20 protein-coding genes and 1 tRNA gene are annotated in these 19,494 nt (G+C 67.6%); 10 read left to right on the top strand and 11 right to left on the bottom strand.

The window, feature by feature from the left end:
• The first annotated feature begins 6 nt into the window (after positions 1 to 6).
• Positions 7 to 102 (top strand) — tRNA-Sec (locus tag KVT32_RS09645).
• 326 nt (positions 103 to 428) lie between these two features.
• Here KVT32_RS09645 and KVT32_RS09640 read toward each other — a convergent pair.
• Both KVT32_RS09640 and KVT32_RS09635 read right to left on the bottom strand, forming a co-directional pair.
• Positions 429 to 968 carry a TlpA disulfide reductase family protein gene (locus KVT32_RS09640; RefSeq protein ID WP_152383220.1) on the bottom strand — a complete coding sequence of 180 codons (540 nt, stop codon included), beginning with the start codon at positions 966 to 968 and terminating at the stop codon, positions 429 to 431.
• A gap of 26 nt (positions 969 to 994) precedes the next feature.
• Positions 995 to 2,101 carry a transglutaminase-like domain-containing protein gene (locus KVT32_RS09635; protein ID WP_217618097.1) on the bottom strand — a complete coding sequence of 369 codons (1,107 nt, stop codon included), beginning with the start codon at positions 2,099 to 2,101 and terminating at the stop codon, positions 995 to 997.
• A gap of 137 nt (positions 2,102 to 2,238) precedes the next feature.
• Here KVT32_RS09635 and selD point away from each other — a divergent pair, with 137 nt between their 5' ends.
• On the top strand, positions 2,239 to 3,300 hold the full coding sequence (selD, locus tag KVT32_RS09630) for a selenide, water dikinase SelD (RefSeq protein WP_152383222.1): 1,062 nt from the start codon (positions 2,239 to 2,241) through the stop codon (positions 3,298 to 3,300).
• 80 nt (positions 3,301 to 3,380) lie between these two features.
• On the opposite strand, the gene KVT32_RS09625 is transcribed toward selD, so the two are convergent.
• Entirely contained in the window at positions 3,381 to 4,298 is a 918-nt protein-coding gene (locus KVT32_RS09625; protein WP_217618096.1) for a LysR substrate-binding domain-containing protein, read from the bottom strand.
• A 170-nt stretch (positions 4,299 to 4,468) separates the two neighbouring features.
• On the opposite strand from KVT32_RS09625, the gene KVT32_RS09620 reads away from it, so the two are divergent.
• The 3 genes from KVT32_RS09620 (at position 4,469) to KVT32_RS09610 (ending at position 5,644) form a co-directional block, all read left to right on the top strand.
• Entirely contained in the window at positions 4,469 to 4,744 is a 276-nt protein-coding gene (locus tag KVT32_RS09620) for a DUF2917 domain-containing protein (protein ID WP_056319478.1), read from the top strand.
• Positions 4,744 to 5,394 (top strand): 2-hydroxychromene-2-carboxylate isomerase, encoded by a 651-nt coding sequence (locus KVT32_RS09615; RefSeq protein WP_217618095.1) that lies wholly within the window; start codon positions 4,744 to 4,746, stop codon positions 5,392 to 5,394. The genes KVT32_RS09620 and KVT32_RS09615 overlap by 1 nt, the downstream gene beginning before the upstream one ends.
• 70 nt (positions 5,395 to 5,464) lie before the next feature.
• Positions 5,465 to 5,644 carry a hypothetical protein gene (locus KVT32_RS09610; RefSeq protein ID WP_152383225.1) on the top strand — a complete coding sequence of 60 codons (180 nt, stop codon included), beginning with the start codon at positions 5,465 to 5,467 and terminating at the stop codon, positions 5,642 to 5,644.
• Here KVT32_RS09610 and KVT32_RS09605 read toward each other — a convergent pair.
• Both KVT32_RS09605 and adh read right to left on the bottom strand, forming a co-directional pair.
• On the bottom strand, positions 5,641 to 6,018 hold the full coding sequence (locus tag KVT32_RS09605; RefSeq protein ID WP_056319287.1) for a DUF779 domain-containing protein: 378 nt from the start codon (positions 6,016 to 6,018) through the stop codon (positions 5,641 to 5,643). The two genes, KVT32_RS09610 and KVT32_RS09605, sit on opposite strands and share 4 nt — an antisense overlap.
• A 92-nt stretch (positions 6,019 to 6,110) precedes the next feature.
• On the bottom strand, positions 6,111 to 7,640 hold the full coding sequence (gene adh / locus KVT32_RS09600) for an aldehyde dehydrogenase (protein ID WP_062840095.1): 1,530 nt from the start codon (positions 7,638 to 7,640) through the stop codon (positions 6,111 to 6,113).
• Positions 7,641 to 7,847: 207 nt separating this feature from the next.
• Between adh and KVT32_RS09595 the strand changes: the two genes are divergently transcribed.
• The gene (locus KVT32_RS09595) at positions 7,848 to 9,764 is read left to right on the top strand and encodes a sigma-54-dependent Fis family transcriptional regulator (RefSeq protein ID WP_217618094.1); all 1,917 of its coding nucleotides are present in this window, start codon (positions 7,848 to 7,850) and stop codon (positions 9,762 to 9,764) included.
• 20 nt (positions 9,765 to 9,784) lie between these two features.
• Here KVT32_RS09595 and trpC read toward each other — a convergent pair whose 3' ends face one another.
• From trpC to rpe, 6 genes are all read right to left on the bottom strand, one after another.
• Positions 9,785 to 10,573, bottom strand: a complete 789-nt coding sequence (gene trpC, locus KVT32_RS09590) for an indole-3-glycerol phosphate synthase TrpC (RefSeq protein WP_062840097.1) — start codon at positions 10,571 to 10,573, stop codon at positions 9,785 to 9,787.
• Complete coding sequence (trpD, locus tag KVT32_RS09585) at positions 10,570 to 11,601, bottom strand: anthranilate phosphoribosyltransferase (RefSeq protein WP_152383227.1); 1,032 nt, start codon at positions 11,599 to 11,601, stop codon at positions 10,570 to 10,572. Before trpD ends, trpC begins: the two co-directional genes overlap by 4 nt.
• 12 nt (positions 11,602 to 11,613) lie before the next feature.
• Positions 11,614 to 12,180, bottom strand: coding sequence for an aminodeoxychorismate/anthranilate synthase component II (locus tag KVT32_RS09580; RefSeq protein WP_062840098.1), 567 nt, complete (start codon positions 12,178 to 12,180; stop codon positions 11,614 to 11,616).
• A 56-nt stretch (positions 12,181 to 12,236) separates the two neighbouring features.
• The gene (gene trpE / locus KVT32_RS09575; RefSeq protein WP_056319273.1) at positions 12,237 to 13,757 is read right to left on the bottom strand and encodes an anthranilate synthase component I; all 1,521 of its coding nucleotides are present in this window, start codon (positions 13,755 to 13,757) and stop codon (positions 12,237 to 12,239) included.
• Between the two features lie 271 nt (positions 13,758 to 14,028).
• Complete coding sequence (locus KVT32_RS09570; protein ID WP_063956000.1) at positions 14,029 to 14,736, bottom strand: phosphoglycolate phosphatase; 708 nt, start codon at positions 14,734 to 14,736, stop codon at positions 14,029 to 14,031.
• Positions 14,737 to 14,746: 10 nt separating this feature from the next.
• Positions 14,747 to 15,475: a ribulose-phosphate 3-epimerase gene (gene rpe, locus KVT32_RS09565; RefSeq protein WP_056319268.1), complete on the bottom strand. Its 729-nt coding sequence runs from the start codon at positions 15,473 to 15,475 to the stop codon at positions 14,747 to 14,749.
• Positions 15,476 to 15,602: 127 nt separating this feature from the next.
• Between rpe and apaG the strand changes: the two genes are divergently transcribed.
• The 4 genes from apaG (at position 15,603) to KVT32_RS09545 (ending at position 19,433) form a co-directional block, all read left to right on the top strand.
• Positions 15,603 to 15,977: a Co2+/Mg2+ efflux protein ApaG gene (apaG, locus tag KVT32_RS09560; protein ID WP_056319266.1), complete on the top strand. Its 375-nt coding sequence runs from the start codon at positions 15,603 to 15,605 to the stop codon at positions 15,975 to 15,977.
• Between the two features lie 40 nt (positions 15,978 to 16,017).
• Positions 16,018 to 17,325, top strand: coding sequence for a murein transglycosylase A (locus KVT32_RS09555; protein WP_063955998.1), 1,308 nt, complete (start codon positions 16,018 to 16,020; stop codon positions 17,323 to 17,325).
• Entirely contained in the window at positions 17,322 to 18,491 is a 1,170-nt protein-coding gene (locus KVT32_RS09550; RefSeq protein WP_056319262.1) for a UbiH/UbiF family hydroxylase, read from the top strand. The genes KVT32_RS09555 and KVT32_RS09550 overlap by 4 nt, the downstream gene beginning before the upstream one ends.
• Before the next feature lie 153 nt (positions 18,492 to 18,644).
• A complete protein-coding gene (locus KVT32_RS09545) occupies positions 18,645 to 19,433 on the top strand; it encodes a DsbC family protein (protein ID WP_056319260.1) in 789 nt (262 codons plus the stop codon).
• Positions 19,434 to 19,494: the final 61 nt, after the last annotated feature.

Here is a 19,494-nt window from a genome sequence, read left to right as displayed (position 1 = left end):
CGCCACGGAAGGCATTCGTGCCCGGCGGCACGGCCGGGCTTCAAACCCGGTTGGGGGCGTCAGACGTTCCCAGGTAGGTTCGACTCCTGCTGCCTTCCGCCAGTTTTTTTGGGCCTTGGCGTTCTTCTGCGCAGGCAGGTTCCAAGGGTTCCTTCTTCGGGTGTCTGACACGCCTGGATATTCGTCCTGCCGTGTTTATTCTTGCCCGCGTCGAGGTGGTTCTTCTGCCGCCCGCGGCGTCGCGGGGTCCGCGTTGCGGGCCTCCGATGGCGGTCCGGAGCCTTCGCTCCGGACGCTCCCGTGCTCATCCTCGTCTGCCTTCGGCTCCCTTCGGATTCCGCCGGGCGCCATCTAAACGGCCCGCAACACTGACCCCGCGCCACCACGTGCTGGGTCGGTGAGTGATCGGGAGGTCGCTGCACTCTCCTTCAACTGCGCAGCATGCGCGTTACCACGCCACTTACGCTGTGCGATGTCCAGTCCAGTTCGCCCAAGTGCCAATAGCGGATCGTGCCGCCGCGGTCGACCAGGTAGTTGGCGGGCAGGCCGGCGGCGTCCCATTTTTTGGAGGCGGTGCTGTTGCGGTCGTGCAGGACCGCGCCGGCGACGGGCCATTTTTTCAGGAAGGCGGTGATCTTGGCGGGGGACTCACCCACGTTGACCGCGATCAGGCGCAGGCCTTCTTCGCGGTGGCGTTTGGCCATGGTGGACATGATGGGAATCTCGTCGCGGCAGGGGTCGCACCAGGTGGCCCAGAAGCTGACGATGACCACGTTGCCGCGCCAGGAAGAGAGCTTTTGTTCGCGGCCGGACAGGTCCGGCAGGACAAGGGGCGGGGTGGGAGCGGTCCACGGGGCCCAATCGGGACCGGTGGCGGTTTTCAAGGCGGAGTCGCTGGCGGCGCGGGCCCAGGCGGGCAGGGCCGCCAGCGACAGGCTGGTTTGCAGGAGACGGCGGCGGCTGATCAAGGCGGACTCCCGCAAGGAAGTGGCGGTCAGATGGCGATGGGTCTGGCGGTGATGCGGTAGCTGAAGCTGTCGGGATCGAGACTGTCCAGGCGGCCGGCGGCGGTTTCGCCGTTGGGATACATGAGGAACGGGATGGGGCCGTGCGCGGTGCCGGGCAGGACGACGTCGTGGCCGTGGTTGTAGGCGACCCAGTTCATTTCCCATGCGCCGAACAGCATGACGCGCGCGGCGCGGACCTTGGCGTCGGTAAGCGGGAGTTCACCGGGCGGTTCCTCGAGCATGACCTTGCGCACGTCGGCCGGGTCGACGGGAATCCAACCGTAGCCGGCGGCGTAGAACTCGGCGCGGCAGTGCTGGGCGCGGGTGACGTCGCCGGCCTTGCCGAGGCTCTTGTAGCCGAGTTGCGAGTTGTCCACGCGCAGGCCGTAGGCGTCGCGCGCAGGGATGCCGGCGGCGCGCGCCAGTGCGACGAAGAGCGCGTTGATGTCGGCGCATTTGCCGTTCAGGTCGTTGGCGGTGAGCATGTAGCGCACGTCGCCGGTGCCGCAGCCGCGCGTGGACGCAGTGCGGCAGGTGTTTTCGACCACCCAGTCGTAGATGGCGCGGGCGCGCGCCAGGTCGCCCTGGTGGCCTTGGGTGATGCGGTCGGCGGTGGTTTTGACGATGCCGTCGGTGGGCAAGAGGGCGGTCGGTTGCAGGTATTCGCGCAGCGCGGCTGCGTTCTCGCGCGCGGCGTCGGCGGGAGGGGGCTGGGTCAGGTCGACGCGGCGGTTGCGGGTCTGGAAGCGGCTGGTCAGCGTGACGGTGCGGGGCGACTGCGCGTCGGGCCATTGGACGGCGAGCATCTGGACGTCGTAGCCGGGCGCACGGGTCAGCGTGGCGCCGCCGCCGCTGGCCTGCCAGGTGTTCTGCACGCCGCGCTGGTAGGACGTGTCGGTGGCATAGGGCACGGGCAGCCAGATTCGGGTGTGGGCGGCGGGGTCGGTGATGCTGACGGCGGTGGTCAGTTCGTAGGTGCGCCACGCGGTGGCGACCGGAGTCTGCTGGGCGCGCGCGGCGTGCGGCAGCACGGCGGTGGCGGCAGTGGCGGCGCACGCGGCGCCCGAGAAACGGAGAAAGTGTCGGCGATCCATGAAGCCCCCACGCACGGTGAAGATTGGCTATCGGTGCGCCCGTGGCCGGGCGGCCGTCCGTTGCTGCATGCGATCGATCATAGGGCCAATCGCGGGGGCGGTGCTATCCTTTTTCGATTGTTTCCACGGAGATAGAGATGACCCAGGATGTTGCGTCCTCGAACGTGCCGCGCCTGACTTCGTTGTCGCATGGCGGCGGCTGCGGCTGCAAGATCGCGCCGGGCGTGCTGTCGGCGCTGCTGGCGCGGTTCGGTCCCGCGGCCAGTTATCCGAACCTGCTGGTGGGCACCGAAACCGCCGACGATGCGGCGGTGTATCGGCTGAACGATGCGCAGGCGCTTATCGCCACGACGGACTTCTTCATGCCCATCGTGGACGACCCCTTCGACTTTGGCCGCATCGCCGCCACCAACGCACTGTCGGATGTGTACGCGATGGGCGGCACGCCGATCATGGCGCTGGCGATCGTGGGCATGCCGATCAACGTGCTGCCGCACAGCGTCATCGCTGAAATCCTGAAGGGCGGCGAATCGGTGTGCGCGGATGCGGGCATTCCGGTGGCCGGGGGGCACAGCATCGATTCGGTCGAACCCATCTACGGCCTGGCCGCGATGGGATTGGTGCACCCGGACAAGATCAAGCGCAACGCCGACGCACGCGCGGGCGATGTGCTGATCCTGGGCAAGGGCCTGGGCGTGGGCATTCTGTCGGCGGCGTTGAAGAAAAACCGGCTCGACGTGGACGGCTATCGCGTAATGATCGACACGACGACGCGGCTCAATCGCCCCGGCCCCGCGCTCGCCGCGCTGGACGGTGTGCATGCGATCACCGACGTGACGGGGTTTGGGTTGTTGGGCCATGCGCTGGAGATGGCGCGCGGCGCTAAGCTCACCGCCCGCGTGCGGCTGGCGGCGCTGCCGTGGCTGCCGGGCGTGCAGGAATTTGCCGCCGATGGCGTGATCACGGGCGCCTCGGGCCGGAACTGGGCGTCGTATGGCGAATCCGTGCGTCTGGGGACAGGGGTTTCGGACACGCAGCGGGCGTTGCTGACCGATCCGCAGACCTCGGGCGGCCTGCTGGTGTCGTGCGCGCCGGACGCGGCCGATGCAGTGCTCAAGATCTTCCATGAGCAGGGCTTCGATCAGGCTGCCGTGATCGGCGAGATGGCCGCTGGCGAACCGCAGGTCGTGGTGGACTGACCGGCCAATCGCACGGCCGCCTGGCATGCGCGGCCGTGCCGCTTGGTTTGCTGCGACGCGCGGCCTGGCTGTGCGTGATTTCAATCGGGCAGATCGCGCGCGGTTGCGGCTGCCTGTTCCACCAGCCATTGCGTGACGACGTCCGCGTCAGGCGTGCTGCGGCGCGCATTGCGCACCAACCAGTAGGCGTGTTCGGTGGCGCTGGCCGTCGGGCTGCCCACAACCTCCAGCCGCCGGTCCGCCAGCATGGGCGCGATCAACGCCAGCCGTCCCAGCGCGATGCCGTGTCCCGCCAGCGCCGCGTGCACGATCTGATCGTATTGATTGAAGCGCAGCATGCCCTTGGCGCGCATACGCCCCAGCCCGCGCGCGCTCAGCCATTCCGGCCATTGCAGCCACGGACGCGTGGGATCGTCGAACTCCAGCAGGACGTGGCGCGCCAGTTCGCGGGCATCCAGTTCGCGGGCCTTGAGCGAAGGGTGCGCCACGGGCACCACCGATTCCCCAAAGAGCCACAGGGCGCCGTCGGGTACCGTGTTGCGCTCGCTGTAGCGGATGGCGATGTCGACGGCTTCGCGGTCGATATCGATCAGCCGGTTGTCGGCGGCCACGCGCACATCGATGTCCGGATGCGCCGCCTGAAAGTCGCCCAGCCGGGGCAGCAGCCACAACGAGGCCACGCCGATGGTGGTGGTGACCGTGACGGGCGTGCGCCGCTCGGGCGCGCGCAGTTGCTCGGTCAGATCGCCCAGCTGGCTCAGCCAGACGTCCGCCATGCGAAAGAGCTGCGCGCCCTCGGCGGTGAAGGTGACGCTGCGAAACCCCCGCACCAGCAGCGGCACGCCCAGGTGCGCTTCCAGCGCGCGGATCTGGCGGCTGACGGCCGACTGCGTGACGTGCAGGTCCTGGGCGGCGAGCGTGATGCTCATGCGCCGGCCGACGGCGACGAAGCCGCGGACGAGATCAAGGGGAGGCAGTTTCGCTAAGGGGTATGGCATTCGTAAAACTCATGCGTATCGGGCGGAAATGTCGCTTGAGCAATAGTACGCCGGGGCGTCCAATATGACTCAGACGTTGGGTGACCGGGACAAAATCCCGGCCGCCCGCCGCGATAGCCGCTGCCGCGGCCAGGAGGTACGCCATGATCCAGTTATGTTGCACTGCGGGAATGTCATTCCGTTTGGCCGGCGGCTCGACTATGCTGCTCAAGCGCGCTTCGGGCGTTCGCATCGTGTGTCACGCCGGCGCCTTGTGGATATCCGAGTACCGCCGCTTTGACGACAGCGTGCTTCAAGCGGGCCAGACCCTGACCGTGGATAGCGATCGCGACGTCGTCATCAGCGGCCTGCCGGATGCGCAGGTCGCGCTACTTTCCCTGGGGGGGCGGCAGGTGCAGTGTGCCGCCGCTTCGCCTTGCCATGCAGGCCAACTGGAGTTCCTGTGATGACCGCGTCCTTGCCCGATACGCCCCGGATCGAAATGTGGTTCGATTTCGCCAGCCCCTACAGCTATCTGGCAATCGAGCGCATCGATGCGCTGGCGCGGGAAGCGGGCGTGCAGGTCGATCTGCGGCCTTTCCTCTTGGGGCCGATCTTTCAGGCGCAGGGCTGGAACGACACGCCGTTCCGGTTGTTCCCCGGCAAGGGCGCGTACATGATGCGCGACATTGCGCGGCTGGCCGACAAGTACGGCGTGGTCTACAACCGGCCGCGCATGTTCCCGCGCATGAGCGTGCTGCCGGCGCGCATCGCGCTCTTGGGCGAGGACGAGCCGTGGGGCCGCGATTTCTGCGTGGCGGTGTTCCGGGCGAACTTCCAGCACGACCTGGACATCCAGGCCGAGGACGTGGTGCACGACCTGCTCGCCGGCCTGTCGCTGGATGCTGACGCGCTCATCGCCCGCGCCAAGACCGAAGGCGCCAAGGAGGCGCTGCGCAAGCGCGTGGACCGCGCGCGCAACCTGGGACTGTTCGGCGCGCCCACCTTCTTCGTGGAGGGCGAAATGTTCTGGGGCAACGACCGTCTGGAAGATGCGCTGGAATGGACCCGCCGCACCGCGCCCGTCAGCGCCTGGTCGCCGCGGCAGCCTCGCTAGGGCAGGCTCTCCGTTCCGCCACGGCTATCACCCACGCACCGCAAGATTTCTCGTCAACGCTTCATCAGCAATGAAAAACGCAAGCAGCGCCTATCGCGGCGCGCCCATGCCGGGCGGCCGCTCGTTCACGCAATTTCGCGCCGCCCGCATCCGGCGGGTGTCCTTTCAGTGGAAACAGGCCGACCGGGCCGCGGTGCAGGACGACAGCGTGCCCAGCGGCAGCGGCCGTGGCCGTGGCAACCTGCGCTAGCCCTTGGTCACCGGTCCGACGTTGGCCCACTCTTCATCGGAATAGAGCCGTGAGCGCAAGAGAAAGCGCTTGCCCTCGGCGCTGTCCAGCGAGAAGGCGCCGCCGCGTCCCGGCACGGCATCGATGACCAGCTGGGTGTGCTCCCAGTACGCGAACTGGTCCTCGCCGATCCAGAACGGGCAGCCTTCCAGGTCGCCCAACAGGACGTCCGAGCCGCCGACCATGAACTCGCCTTGCGGATAGCACATGGGCGAGCTGCCGTCGCAGCAGCCGCCGGACTGGTGGAACATCAGCGGGCCGTGCTTGGCCCGCAGGGTGTCGATCAGGTGGCGCGCCTCGTCGGTCGCCACCACGCGTGGCGTGTGCTCTGCCATGGCTGGATTCCTTGCAGGCGCGCCGGGGCAGGCCCGGCGCGCAGGACAGGCCGCGGCAAGCGGCCCGGGGTTGGCGAATCAAGCTTGGCGGATCAGAAGAACCCCAGCTTCTTGGGCGAATAGCTCACCAGCAGGTTCTTCGTCTGCTGGTAGTGGTTGAGCATCATCTTGTGGTTCTCGCGTCCGATGCCCGATTGCTTGTAGCCGCCAAATGCCGCGTGCGCCGGATAGGCGTGATAGCAGTTGGTCCACACCCGGCCCGCCTTGATCGCGCGGCCCATGCGGTAGCACGTGTTGGCGTCGCGCGACCACACGCCGGCGCCCAGGCCATAGAGCGTGTCGTTCGCCAGCGCCAGCGCGTCGTCCGCGTCCTTGAATGTGGTGACCGCCACGACCGGCCCGAAGATTTCTTCCTGGAACACGCGCATCTTGTTGTGGCCCTTGAACACCGTGGGCTGCACGTAATAGCCGCTTTCCAGCGCGCCCTGCATCTGCGCCCGCGAGCCCCCGGCCAGCACGTCCGCGCCTTCCTGCTTGCCGATGTCCAGGTACGAAAGGATCTTCTCGAGCTGTTCGGTGGAGGCCTGCGCGCCGATCATGGTGTCGGCGTCCAGCGGGTTGCCCTGCTTGATCTCGGCCACGCGTTTCAGCGCGCGTTCCATGAACTTGTCGTAGAGCGATTCCTGGATCAGCGCGCGGCTGGGGCACGTGCACACTTCGCCCTGGTTCAGCGCGAACATGACGAAGCCCTCGATCGCCTTGTCCAGGAAGTCATCGTCCTGCGCGGCCACGTCGGCAAAGAAGATGTTGGGGGACTTGCCGCCCAGTTCCAGCGTGACCGGAATGATGTTCTGCGACGCGTACTGCATGATCAGCCGTCCGGTGGTGGTTTCACCGGTGAAGGCGATTTTGGCGATGCGCTTGCTTGAGGCAAGCGGCTTGCCGGCTTCCAGGCCGAAGCCGGTCACCACGTTCACGACGCCCGGGGGCAGGATGTCGCCGATCAGTTCCATCAGCAGCAGGATGCCCAGCGGCGTCTGTTCGGCGGGTTTCAACACCACGCAATTGCCCGCCGCCAGCGCGGGTGCAAGCTTCCAGGCGGCCATCAGGATGGGGAAGTTCCACGGGATGATCTGTCCGACCACGCCCAGCGGTTCGTTGAAGTGGTAGGCCACCGTGTCTTGATCGATCTCGGACAGCCCGCCTTCCTGGCTGCGGATGCACGAGGCAAAGTAGCGGAAGTGGTCGATGGCCAGGGGAATGTCGGCCGCGCGGGCCTCGCGGATGGGCTTGCCGTTGTCCCAGGTTTCCGCCGTGGCCAGGCGTTCCAGATTGGCTTCCATCACGTCCGCGATCTTCATGAGCATGCGGGCGCGCTCGGCGGCCGGGGTCGCACCCCATTTGGGCGCGGCGCGGTGCGCGGCGTCCAGCGCCAGTTCGATGTCGCGCTCTTTCGAGCGCGCGTGGCGGGTCAGCGTCTCGCCCGTGACCGGGGTGACGTTGTCGAAGTATTCGCCATCCGCGGGCGATTGCCATTTGCCGTCGATGAAATTGTCGTACTGCGTCCTGAGGTCCAGGCGGGTGCCATAGGTCTGCGGGGTAACGCGGGTCGCGATGTCCATGCTTGTCTCCGTATCGTTGGGATGGCGGCAGTGGGCTGCCTGTCCTGCATCAAGCAAAACGCATGCCAGTCGGGGCATCCCGGCTGGACAGCCCGCCCCACGCGTGCGAAAGTAGTTTTTCCGCTTTCAGTGTCGCAATCTGCGACGTTGTCGCGAAACAGGTGTCGCAGCACAGGCGTCGCAGAACGCCGCTCCCAGGAGACATACATGGCCTCTCACTCCCGTCGGCAGACGCTGACGCAGGCACGGCTGCTCTTTAACCAGCAGGGCGCAGTGCCGGGCGGCATGGTTGCCGAACCGATCCTGCGTTCCTGGCGCCGCTGCGCCGACCTGGGCTTTGACATGCGCGGCGTGCGCCGCGCCGAACTCATGACGCAGGGCGAACTGCGCGAAGCCCAGCAGAGAAACGAAGCGCTGCGCCGCATGTCCGAACCCGCCATCGCTTATTTGCGCCACCAGGCGGGCGGCAGCGGCAACCTGGTCATCCTGTCGGACGCGCAGGGCCTGGTGCTGGACTCGGACGGCGACACGGGCTTTGCGCATCGCGCCTCGCGCGTGGCCCTGATGCCGGGCGCGCCCTGGGACGAGGCCGCCGCCGGCACCAACGCCATCGGCACCGCGCTCGTCGAAGGCCGTCCCATTGCCGTGCATGGCGCGGAACACTATTTCGAACCCAATCGCATCCTGACCTGCGCGGCCGTGCCCATCACGGACAGCGAAGGCCGCACCGTGGGCGTGCTGGATCTGTCCAGCCAGGCCCGCGACGTGCGTCCGGATGTGCTGGCGCTGGTGCGCGGGGCGGTGGATCGCATCGAACACCAGCTGTTCGAAGGCGCCTATGAACAATGCACGGTGCTGCGCCTGCATGCCGACCTCGCGGGGCTGGGTCAGCCCGGCGAAGCGCTGCTCGCATTTCAGGGCGACCTGCTGGTCGGCGCCAACCGCCGTGCGCTGCATGCGCTGGGGCTGGCGGCCACTGCGCTAGGCGTGTACCGCTACGCGGATGTGTTCGACGGCGATATCGGACGTGGCCCGGATGCCGCGGGCCGCGTGCACACGCGGACTGGCGCGGTCTATCACGCGCGCCTGCGCATGCCGCGCACGCGCCCGCCGCAACCCCCCGCCACCCCGGCGCTGCGTGCGCCCGGCGCCGCCGCCAAGACGCCCGCGCCCAGCTTTGACGCCGCCACGCTAGGGGCCCTGGCGCGCGCCGTGCACCTGGCGGACGCGGGCGTGTCGATTCTGCTGCAGGGCGAAACCGGCGTGGGCAAGGAAGTGTTCGCGCGGCAGATCCATGCGCGCGGCCAGCGGGCCGCCGGTCCCTTCGTGGCGGTGAACTGCGCCGCCCTGCCCGAGAGCCTGATCGAATCGGAACTCTTCGGCTACGAAGAAGGCGCCTTCACCGGTGCGCGCCGCCAGGGCAGCAAGGGCCTGTTGCGGCAGGCGCATGGCGGCGTGCTGTTCCTGGACGAGATCGGCGACATGCCGCTCCTTCTGCAATCGCGCCTGTTGCGCGTGCTGCAGACGCGCGAGGTCTCGCCCTTGGGCGCGGCGCGGCCTGTGCCGGTGGATTTCACGCTGGTGTGCGCGACGCATCGGCCACTTGCGCATGAAGGTCCGGACGCGCCGGTGCGGCCCGACCTGTACTTTCGCATCGCCGAATACACCGTCACGCTGGAGCCCTTGCGCGCGCGGGCCGACCGCCTGGAATTGCTGCGCGACCTGTGGGCCGCGCAGGGTGCGGGTCCGGCGCTGCCGCCTGCCATCGAAGCCGTCCTCGCGGCGTATTCGTGGCCGGGCAATTATCGTCAACTGGCGTCGGTGCTGCGCACCTTGCATGTGTTGGCCGGGCCGGCGGGCAGGGTGGATGCCGACATGCTGCCAGCGGAATTGCGCGGTGCAGCGAACGTAGCGAAACAGGAGATACCCGCGCCGGGCCCGGCATCGTCCACGCCCGCGCTGGCCGGTGCGGCCGCCGACCTGCACGCCATGACCGATGCCGCCATCCGCAGCGCCCTTGAGGCGCACGGCGGCAGCGTCAGCCGCGCGGCGCGCGCGCTGGGCGTGCACCGCAGCACGGTGTACCGGCGCGCTTCCGCATTGGGGCTGGCGCGGCCGAAATAACCGCTGCCAGCGCCCTGTCTTTACCCGATCAGACGCGCCAGCTCGGCGCCCGGGTCCTTGGCGCGCATGAACGCTTCGCCCACCAGAAAGGCATCGACCTTGTGGTCGCGCATCAGCTTCACGTCTTCCGGCTTGAGGATGCCGCTTTCGGTCACGACGCGCTTGCCGGCGGGGATGCGCGGCAGGAGGTCCAGCGTGGTCTGCAGGCTGGTCTCGAACGTGCGCAGGTTGCGGTTGTTGATGCCCAGGAGCGGCGTCTTGAGCGTGAGCGCAACGTCCAGTTCCTGCGCGTCGTGCACTTCAACCAGCACGTCCATGCCCAGCTCGATGGCCAGCGTTTCGTAATCGCGCAATTGCGAGGGCGTAAGGGCGGCCACGATCAGCAGCACGCAGTCGGCGCCCATCGCGCGCGCGGCGACGATCTGGTAGGGGTCGATCACGAAGTCCTTGCGCAGCACCGGCAGCGCGCACGCGGCCCGCGCCTGGCGCAGGTGGTCGTGCGAACCCTGGAAGAACTGCACGTCCGTCAGCACGGACAGGCAGGCCGCGCCATGCACGGCGTAGGTGGCCGCGATCTCGGCGGGCGCGAAGCCCTCGCGGATGACGCCCTTGGAGGGCGAGGCTTTCTTGATTTCAGCGATGACGCCGGCCTTGCCCTGCGAAATCTTGTCTTCGATGGCTTGGGCGAAACCGCGCACGTCCTGGCGCGCCTGCGCTTCGCGCAGGACTTCGGCTTCGCTGCGCATCTGGCGGGCGGCGGCGACTTCCTCGGCCTTGACGGCGAGGATCTTCGCAAGAATATCGTTCATTTCTGGAATGTCCGGGTGTATGCGCAGAATTCTTCCAGCTTGGCTCGCGCCGCGCCGGTGGAAATTAGTTCAAATGCTAGCGCTAAGGCTTCGGGAATGGAATCGGCTTTGTTGCCGGCATAGATGGCGAGGCCGGCGTTCAGGGCCACGATGTCACGGGCCGCGCCCTCGACATTTTCCAGCGCCTCTATGACAAGCTCGCGCGACTGCTCGCGATTGGACACCTTGATGCTCCGGTTGGACATCATGGATAGCCCGTAGTCCTCGGGGTGGATCTCGTATTCACGGACCACGCCGTCCTTCAGTTCGCCGACCATCGTGGCCCCGCCCAGCGAGGCCTCGTCCATGCCGTCCTTGCCGTGCACGACCAGCACATGACGCGAGCCCAGGCGTTCCAGCACGCGGACCTGGATACCCACGAGGTCAGGGTGGAACACGCCCATCAGCTGATTGGCGGCGCCGGCCGGGTTGGTCAGCGGGCCCAGGATGTTGAAGATCGTGCGCACGCCCAGTTCCTTGCGGACGGCGGCCACGTTCTTCATCGCACCGTGGTGGGCGGGGGCAAACATGAAGCCAATGCCGGTTTCCTGGATGCACTCGGCCACCTGTTCCGGGGTCAGTACCAGGTTGGCGCCCAAGGCCTCCAGCACGTCGGCGCTGCCGCTGGACGACGAGGCGCTGCGGTTGCCGTGCTTGGCAATCGGCACGCCGGCCGCGGCCGCGACGAACATCGCGGTCGTGGAAATGTTGAACGTGTGGCTGCCGTCGCCGCCCGTGCCGCACATGTCCAGCAGGTCGTTCGGATTGGGCGTGACCACGGGCGTGGCAAATTCGCGCATGACCTGCGCCGCCGCGGTGATCTCGCCAATGGTTTCCTTCTTGACGCGCAGGCCCATCAGCAGCGCGCTGGCGATCTGCGGCGACATCTCGCCGCGCATCAGCATGCGCATCAGATGCAGCATTTCGTCGTGGAAAATTTCGCGGTGTTCGATGCAGCGCGTCAGCGCTTCGGTGGGGGAAATCGTCACGGTGCGTCCTTCTTAGGCGAGGTTCAGGAAATTGCGCAGCAGGGCGTGGCCGTGCTCGCTCAGTACGGATTCGGGGTGGAACTGTACCCCGTACAGCGGCAGCGTCTTGTGCCGCACGCCCATGATGTCGCCGTCCGGCGCCGTGGCGGTGACAGCCAGGCAGTCCGGCAGCGTGGCCGGGTCAATCGTCAGCGAGTTGTAGCGGATGACAGTGTACGGCGTCGGCAGGCCCTGGAAGATGTCGGTGCCCGTGTGTGAAAGCTGAATCGTCTTGCCGTGCATGATCTGCTGCGCGCGCACGATGTTGCCGCCAAAGGCCGCGCCGATGGCCTGGTGGCCCAGGCACACGCCCAGAATGGGCTTCTTGCCGGCATAGGCCTGGATCAGCGGCACCGAGATACCCGCCTCGGCCGGCGAGCAGGGGCCGGGCGACACGCAGATCTGGTCGGGGTTCAGCGCGGCAACCTCTTCCAGCGTGATCTGGTCGTTGCGCGCCACGCGCACGTCCACGCCCAATTCGCCAAAGTACTGCACCAGGTTGTAGGTAAAGGAATCGTAGTTGTCGATCATCAACAGCATTTTTTTCTCCTCGGGGCCGTTCGGTGGCCCGGGCGGTTTCGGTTCGGCCGGGGGGCTCAGATGGGTTCGTCCAGGCCGTGCTGCACCTGCTCGGCGGCGCGCAGCACCGCGCGCGCCTTGGCTTCCGTCTCGGCCCATTCGGCTTCGGGGTTCGAATCGGCCACGATGCCGGCGGCGGCCTGCACGTACAGCGTGCCGTCCTTGATGACGCCGGTGCGGATGGCAATCGCCACGTCCATCTCACCGCCGTAGCTCAGGTAGCCGGCCGCGCCGCCGTAGATGCCGCGGCGCACGGGTTCCAGTTCGTCGATGATCTTCATGGCCTCGACCTTCGGCGCGCCGGTCAGGGTGCCGGCCGGGAACGAAGCGCGCAGCACGTCCATGCTGCTCATGCCAGGATTAAGGGTGCCGGTCACGTTGGACACCAGGTGCATTACGTGCGAGTAACGCTCGATCACCATGGTGTCGCTGACCTTCACCGAACCCACCTGCGCGACGCGGCCCACGTCGTTGCGCGCCAGGTCGATCAGCATGACGTGTTCGGCGATCTCCTTCGGGTCGGCGCGCAGTTCGGCCGCCAGCGCCGCATCTTCTTCCGGGGTGCCGCCGCGCTTGCGCGTGCCCGCCAGCGGACGAATCGTGATCTGCGACTTCGGTTCGCCGTTTTCCACCGTGCGCTCCTGGCGCACCAGGATCTCGGGCGACGCGCCCACGACCTGGAAGTCGCCGAAGTTCCAGAAGTACATGTAGGGGGAGGGGTTGAGCGACCGCAGGGCGCGGTAGAGGGAAAGCGGGGAGTCGCGGAAGGGCTTGGCGATGACCTGGCCGATCTGGACCTGCATCAGGTCGCCGGCGGCGATATGTTCCTTGGCGCGCAGGACGGCCGCCAGGTAGTCCTCTTTCTTGAAATCGCGCCGTTCCTCGGTCTGCATGCTGGCGTGGCTATACGGGATTTCCACGGGGCGTCGCAGGCGGGCGCGCAGGTCGGTCAGGCGCTGCTGCGCGCGGCTGTAGGCTTCGGGCTGGCTGGGGTCGGCGTAGACCATCAGGTAGATGCGGCCGGCCAGGTTGTCGACGATGACCAGTTCGTCCACGTGCATCAGCATCAGGTCGGGCGTGCCGCCTTCCATGCCCGCCGGGAACGGCTTGACCGCGGGCCCCAGGCAGGGCTCGATGTGACGCACGGTGTCGTAGCCGAAGTAACCGGCCAGGCCGCCGCAAAAGCGCGGCATGCCGGGGCGCAGCGCGACCTTGAAGCGGCTCTGGTATTGCTCGATGAACGCCAGCGGATCGCCGTCGTGGGTTTCGGCGACCTTGCCGTCGTGCAGCACCTCGGTGCGCGTGCCGCTGGCGCGGATCACGGTGCGCGCCGGCAGGCCGATGAACGAATAGCGGCCGAAGCGCTCGCCGCCCACCACGGATTCCATCAGGCAGGTCATGCGGCCGGCCAGGGGGCCGGCGTGCGCCAGCTTCAGGTAGATGCCCAGCGGCGTGTCCAGGTCGGCGTAGGTCTCGGCCACCAGCGGAATGCGGTTGTAGCCTTGTGCCGCAAGGGCCTTGAATTCGATTTCGGTCATGTCGGGTCTCGTAAGCGGTGTCTGCTTTCGGACCGGGCACGCAACAAAAAACCCGGTCCAGTTGACTGGTTCCGGGTTGGGCTCTATTTACACAGTGTCGGCGCTAGGCGGCAAGGTCGCGTCTAGGGCCGGGAAGGGAATCATCGCCACCCGGAAGACAAACGCCACCAACGCCACGAGGCGCCGAGCATTTGGTTCTGGATGGAGACGTTCATTTAGCGGTTCGGTATGAGTACGCGGTAGTGAATTCGTGCTTGGGTTGCGACGCGCTTCAGGCTGGGACTTTAGCTGCGTTCTGGTTCTGATTCCAGAGCGCGACCCACTGGGCGGCGTCAACAAGCGTGTCAACTATACCATCGACATCCAACTCGCGCACGTCACGTCCTTCGTTGTAGCCGTACGGCACCACCAGCACCTGCGTGCCCGCACTACGGCCGGCCTGCGCGTCGTTGATCGAATCGCCGATCGTCACGGCCTCGTTCACGCCCACGCCCATCAGGTCGCACGCATGGTGGATCTGGTCGGGGTCGGGCTTGCGGCGCTCGCAGGTGTCGCCGCACACCACGGCCTCGAAAAAGCCCGCCAGCCCCGTGCGCTGCAGCAGCGGCAGGGTGAATTCCGTGGGCTTGTTGGTGACCACGGCCAGCTTCAGGCCCTGATCGCGCATCAGTTTCAACCCGTCGATGACGCCCGGGTAGACCTGCGCCCGCTCGCCGTTGACCAGGTGGTAATGGCGGTAGAAGGCCTCGCGGGCGCGCTGGAATTCGTCGGGCGCCGGGTCGGCGGCATCAAGCGAACCGGCCAGGCTGCGCCGCACCAGGTTGTCCACGCCCTTGCCTACGAACGTGGCCACCACGTCCTCGCGCAGCGCGATCATGCCAAGTTCGACGCGCATGGCGTTGGCGGCGAAGGCAAGATCGGGAATGGAGTCGAGCAGGGTGCCGTCCAGGTCCAGCAGCGCGGCGCGAAAAGCGGTCATGTCGATTTCCTTAGACGGCGGTGGTTTCGCCGATGGCGATCTGCTCGCGCATGGCCTTGATGATGCCGGCGTAATCCGGCTTGCCGAAGATGGCCGAGCCCGCCACGAAGGTGTCGGCGCCCGCGGCGCGGATCTCGGCGATGTTGTCGATCTTGACGCCGCCGTCCACCTGCAGAACGATCTCCTGGCCGCCGGCCTGCATCCAGGCGTCAATGCGGGCGCGGGCCTCGCGCAGCTTGGTCAGCGCCGCCGGAATGAAGCTCTGGCCGCCAAAGCCCGGGTTCACCGACATGATCAGGACCAGGTCGATCTTGTCCATCACGTAGTCCATGTAGGACAGCGGCGTGGCCGGGTTGAAGACCAGGCCCGCCTTGCAGCCGCTTTCGCGGATCAGCGACAGCGTGCGGTCCACGTGGGCGCTCGCGTCGGGGTGAAAGCTGATGTAGTCGGCGCCGGCCTTGGCAAATTGCGGCACCAGCGCGTCCACCGGTTCGACCATGAGGTGCACGTCGATCGGCACCTGGACATGGGGGCGGATGGCCGCACAGACCATCGGGCCGATGGTCAGGTTGGGGACATAGTGGTTGTCCATCACGTCCACGTGGATCCAGTCGGCGCCGGCGGCGACGACGTTGCGGACTTCTTCGCCCAGCCGGGCGAAGTCAGCCGACAGGATGCTGGGAGTAATGCGGGTGCAGGCCGTTTGCTTGGACATGATGTTCGGGGTCGGGGAGGGCATAATGTGCCATTATTGCAGTTTGAGGCGCCGCAGCGGGTATGCCCCGGTCTGGCGCGTCTGAAATTCCGTCTTTCAAGCGTGGGCGCCGACGTTGCGCCGCCCGCGTGCAGCCACACAGGGAAGGACTGTGAAACCTTACGACCTGAGCGTCTCTGTCTCTCCGCGCTTCGTGCCCGAACAGTCCGACCCCGGCGAACAGCAATTCGTGTTTGCCTACACCGTCCGCATCACCAATACCGGCGAACACCCCGCGCAGGTGATCAGCCGCCACTGGATCATCACCGACGGCAACCAGCGCGTGCAGGAAGTGCGCGGCCTGGGCATCGTGGGGCAGCAGCCCCTCCTGGCCCCGGGCGAGACCTTCGAGTACACCAGCGGCTGTCCCCTGCCCACGCCGGTGGGCACGATGCGCGGCATCTACCACTGCGTCGGCGAGAACGGCATCCCGTTCGAAGTGCCGATCTCCGAATTCGTCCTGGCCATGCCGCGCACCTTGCACTGAGCATGGCCCGGCCATCCGTTGCACGTCTTTCCATTAGCTCATGAAGCGCATTCTTAGCCTGTCCGTGCTGTCGGTCCTTCTGGCGGCATGTTCCACCCCTTCGGATATCCCCCCTGAATCCGGCCAGCCCGCCACCCCCGGCGCGCGCGTTCCGGCGGTGACCGACGGTCCGCTCGTGGTGCCGCCGCTGGCCTCGCTGCCCGATTCCCCGCCGCGCGCGCTGGCCGGCAAGCTCAAACCGGCCAACTGGTCCGAGCTGCCCGGCTGGAGCGCCGACGACCTGAACCAGTTCTGGCCCCTTTTCCTGCGCAACTGCAAGGGCCTGATGCGGCCCACCAGCGGCAACCTGGCCGCGCCCGCGCGCGCCACGCCGCGCGCCTGGCAGCCGGTTTGCGCCGCTGCCATCGATCCGGCCCGCGCGCCCGCTGCGGGCGATGGCGAAGGCGTGCGCCGCTTTCTGCAGACCTACCTGCAACCCTGGCGCCTGAACGCCGCCGACGGCAAGCCCGCCACGAACACGGTGACGGGTTACTACGAGCCGCTGGTGCGCGGCTCGCGCCGTCAGGGCGGCGTCTACCAGTGGCCGCTGTACGCGGTGCCCGCCGACCTGCTGACGATCGACCTGGGGTCGGTCTATCCGGACCTGGCCGGCAAGCGCGTGCGCGGCAAGCTCGACGGCAAGCGCGTCGTGCCCTACGACACCCGCGCCGCCATCGAATCGTCTTCCGGCCGCCGCCCACCGGTGGTGGTGTGGGTCGACGACCCCGTGGACAACTTCTTCCTGCAGGTCCAGGGCTCCGGCCGCGTGCAGCTGACGGACGGCCCGGATGCCGGCAAGACCATCCGCGTCGCCTACGCCGACCACAATGGCCAGCCCTACGTGTCCATCGGCCGCTGGCTGATCGAACGCGGCGAACTGACCGCCGACCAGGCGTCGATGCAGAACATCCGGGCGTGGGCGCAGCGCAATCCCAAGCGCGTGCCTGAAATGCTTAACGCCAACCCGGCGGTGGTGTTCTTCCGCGAAGAGGCGGTGATCGATCCCGAGCAAGGCCCCAAGGGCGCGTACGCCATTCCGCTGGCGCCGCGGCGCTCGGTGGCGGTGGACGCCACCTTCGTGCCGCTGGGCACGCCGCTCTTTCTGTCCACCACCTATCCGGCCTCCGACCGGCCCCTGCAGCGCCTGGTGTTCGCCCAGGACACGGGCACGGCCATCCGGGGCGCGGCGCGCGCCGACTTCTACTGGGGTTACGGCGAAGAAGCCGGGCAGCAGGCCGGCCGCATGAAGCAACGCGGCCAGATGTGGCTGCTGTGGCCCAAACAGGCCGGGGAGCCTTCCGCACGATGAGCCATCAGATCGTAGTTTGCGGGGCCGGCATCGTCGGCCTGTCCACCGCCCTGGCGCTGGCCCGCCGCGGCCAGCGCGTGGCCGTGCTGGCGCCGCGCGCCGCCGTGCCGCCGGCCGATCCCAACCACTATCACCCGCGCGTCTACGCCATCTCGCCTGCCAGCCAGCGTTTTCTGGCCGACATCGGCGTGTGGGACGCCATGCCCGCGTCCCGCCTGATGCCCGTGCAGGCCATGGAGATCCACGGCGACGCGGACGGCCAGGTGAACCTGAACGCCTGGCAGGCGGCGCTGCCGCAGTTGGCCTGGATCGTCGAATCCGGCGAGATCGAGCGCGTCCTGATCCAGGCCGTGCGCATGTTCGGCATCGCCTGGCTGGAAGACCGCTGCACCGGCTACCAGGATGGCGCGGTCCAGACTGAGAGCGGCGCACGCATTCAGGCCGAGCTCTTCGTCGGCGCCGACGGCGCGGCCTCGCCGCTGCGCGAGGCGGCCGGGCTGAAGCACGAAGCCCAGTCCTACAACGACACCGGACTCGTTGTGCATCTGGACGCCGAACTGCCGCACCAGGGCACCGCGTTCCAATGGTTTCGCGACGACGGCGTGCTGGCCCTGCTGCCGCTGCCCGATACCGCGGACGGTCCGCAGGTTTCCATGGTCTGGTCCATGCGCAGCGAATTGGCGCAGCAATTGCTGGAACTGCCCCAGGAAGCGCAAACCGCCCGCCTGGAAGCCTTGCTGGCCGAGGCCGCCGAAGGGCGGCTTGGCCGCCTGAAGGTCCGCAGCAAGCTGCACGGTTTTCCGCTGACGCTGGAGCGCGCCCAGATGGTCGCGCCCGGCATCGCACTGGCCGGAGACGCGGCGCACCGCCTGCACCCGCTGGCGGGGCAGGGCCTGAACCTGGGGCTGGGCGACGTCGAGGCGCTGGCCCGCATCGTCGCCGGACGTGAACCCTACCGCCAGGCCGGCGACCTGCGCGTGCTGCACCGCTACCAGCGGGCGCGCGCCGAGCCGGTACTGGCCATGCGGCTGGCCACGGACGGGTTGCACAAGCTCTTCGGATCGAAGGCGACGCCGCTTGTCTGGCTGCGCAACGCCGGCATGCATTGGGTCGAGCGCGCGCCGCTGATCAAGCGCCGCCTGATCGCGGGGGCGTCCGCCAACTAGGCCGGCCAGGTCCGGCGGCGGTGCCGGGCGGAACCTGCGGCGGTCGGCGGCCGTCTGATAGGGATACGCACACCCGCCGCCTGCCGCGGCTGTCCCTCTCGGATCGGTTACGCTTTCCGGCAAGACACACGACTGACAAGACCAGGAGTACCGATGAAATTCCGCATTCCCGCCACGTTGGCGGCCTGTTTCCTCGCCGCGGGCATCGGTTTGTCCGCCACGGCCCAAGCGCAGGGCGCCAAGTCCGTTTCCACGCAGTCCGTGGGTCAGGCGGCCAAAGGCGAGAAAAGTGTCTCCACCACCGAACTCGATCCGCAGTCGGCCGCCGTCAAGGAGCGCTTTCAGCAGCGTTTCTCGGGCATGAATGTCACGACCGTGCGCCGCACGCCCTATGGCCTGTTCGAAGTGCAGCTCGGCATGGACCTGATCTACACCGACGAAGGCGTCACCTGGGTCATGGAAGGACCGCTGATCGACGCCGCCACGCGCCGCGACGTCACCCGCGAATCGCAGGAAAAGCTCAGCGCCGTCACCTTCGACCAACTGCCGCTGGATCTGGCGATCAAGCAGGTCAAGGGCGATGGCTCGCGCAAGGTCGCGATCTTTGAAGATCCCAACTGCGGTTACTGCAAGCAGCTGCGCAAGACGCTCGAAGACGTGGACAACCTGACCGTCTACACCTTCCTCTATCCCATCCTGTCGCCCGACTCCAAGGTCAAGGTGCGCAACGTCTGGTGCGCCAAGGACCAGGGCAAGACCTGGGACGACTGGATGCTGCGCGGCAAGACGCCGGCCACCGCCAACTGCGACGTGCCCGAAGACAAGCTGCTGGCGCTTGGCCAGCAACTGATGGTGCGCGGCACGCCGACGCTGTTCTTCGCCGACGGCTCGCGCATCAGCGGCGCGCTGCCGCTGGACCAGCTCAAGGCCCGTTTGAACTGACCGGCGCGCGTCGCGCCGGCCCGGGAAAGGGGGGCGCGGCAAGCGCCATCCCTCCCGGAGA

Source organism: Achromobacter sp. GbtcB20, assembly GCF_019091095.1.
GTDB classification, from domain to species: domain Bacteria; phylum Pseudomonadota; class Gammaproteobacteria; order Burkholderiales; family Burkholderiaceae_B; genus Achromobacter; species Achromobacter mucicolens.
The sequence above is the reverse complement of the archived record's forward strand: the minus strand, read 5'-3'. Positions and strand labels throughout refer to the sequence as shown.

Excerpts from the sequence above, each read along its gene's own strand:
- KVT32_RS09635 (WP_217618097.1), bottom strand. The coding sequence starts at position 2,101 with ATGGATCGCCGACACTTTCTCCGTTTCTCGGGCGCCGCGTGCGCCGCC.
- selD (WP_152383222.1), top strand. The coding sequence starts at position 2,239 with ATGACCCAGGATGTTGCGTCCTCGAACGTGCCGCGCCTGACTTCGTTG.
- KVT32_RS09625 (WP_217618096.1), bottom strand. The coding sequence starts at position 4,298 with ATGCCATACCCCTTAGCGAAACTGCCTCCCCTTGATCTCGTCCGCGGC.
- KVT32_RS09620 (WP_056319478.1), top strand. The coding sequence starts at position 4,469 with ATGTCATTCCGTTTGGCCGGCGGCTCGACTATGCTGCTCAAGCGCGCT.
- KVT32_RS09615 (WP_217618095.1), top strand. The coding sequence starts at position 4,744 with ATGACCGCGTCCTTGCCCGATACGCCCCGGATCGAAATGTGGTTCGAT.
- KVT32_RS09610 (WP_152383225.1), top strand. The coding sequence starts at position 5,465 with ATGAAAAACGCAAGCAGCGCCTATCGCGGCGCGCCCATGCCGGGCGGC.
- KVT32_RS09605 (WP_056319287.1), bottom strand. The coding sequence starts at position 6,018 with ATGGCAGAGCACACGCCACGCGTGGTGGCGACCGACGAGGCGCGCCAC.
- adh (WP_062840095.1), bottom strand. The coding sequence starts at position 7,640 with ATGGACATCGCGACCCGCGTTACCCCGCAGACCTATGGCACCCGCCTG.
- KVT32_RS09595 (WP_217618094.1), top strand. The coding sequence starts at position 7,848 with ATGGCCTCTCACTCCCGTCGGCAGACGCTGACGCAGGCACGGCTGCTC.
- trpC (WP_062840097.1), bottom strand. The coding sequence starts at position 10,573 with ATGAACGATATTCTTGCGAAGATCCTCGCCGTCAAGGCCGAGGAAGTC.
- KVT32_RS09580 (WP_062840098.1), bottom strand. The coding sequence starts at position 12,180 with ATGCTGTTGATGATCGACAACTACGATTCCTTTACCTACAACCTGGTG.
- trpE (WP_056319273.1), bottom strand. The coding sequence starts at position 13,757 with ATGACCGAAATCGAATTCAAGGCCCTTGCGGCACAAGGCTACAACCGC.
- KVT32_RS09570 (WP_063956000.1), bottom strand. The coding sequence starts at position 14,736 with ATGACCGCTTTTCGCGCCGCGCTGCTGGACCTGGACGGCACCCTGCTC.
- rpe (WP_056319268.1), bottom strand. The coding sequence starts at position 15,475 with ATGCCCTCCCCGACCCCGAACATCATGTCCAAGCAAACGGCCTGCACC.
- KVT32_RS09555 (WP_063955998.1), top strand. The coding sequence starts at position 16,018 with ATGAAGCGCATTCTTAGCCTGTCCGTGCTGTCGGTCCTTCTGGCGGCA.
- KVT32_RS09550 (WP_056319262.1), top strand. The coding sequence starts at position 17,322 with ATGAGCCATCAGATCGTAGTTTGCGGGGCCGGCATCGTCGGCCTGTCC.
- KVT32_RS09545 (WP_056319260.1), top strand. The coding sequence starts at position 18,645 with ATGAAATTCCGCATTCCCGCCACGTTGGCGGCCTGTTTCCTCGCCGCG.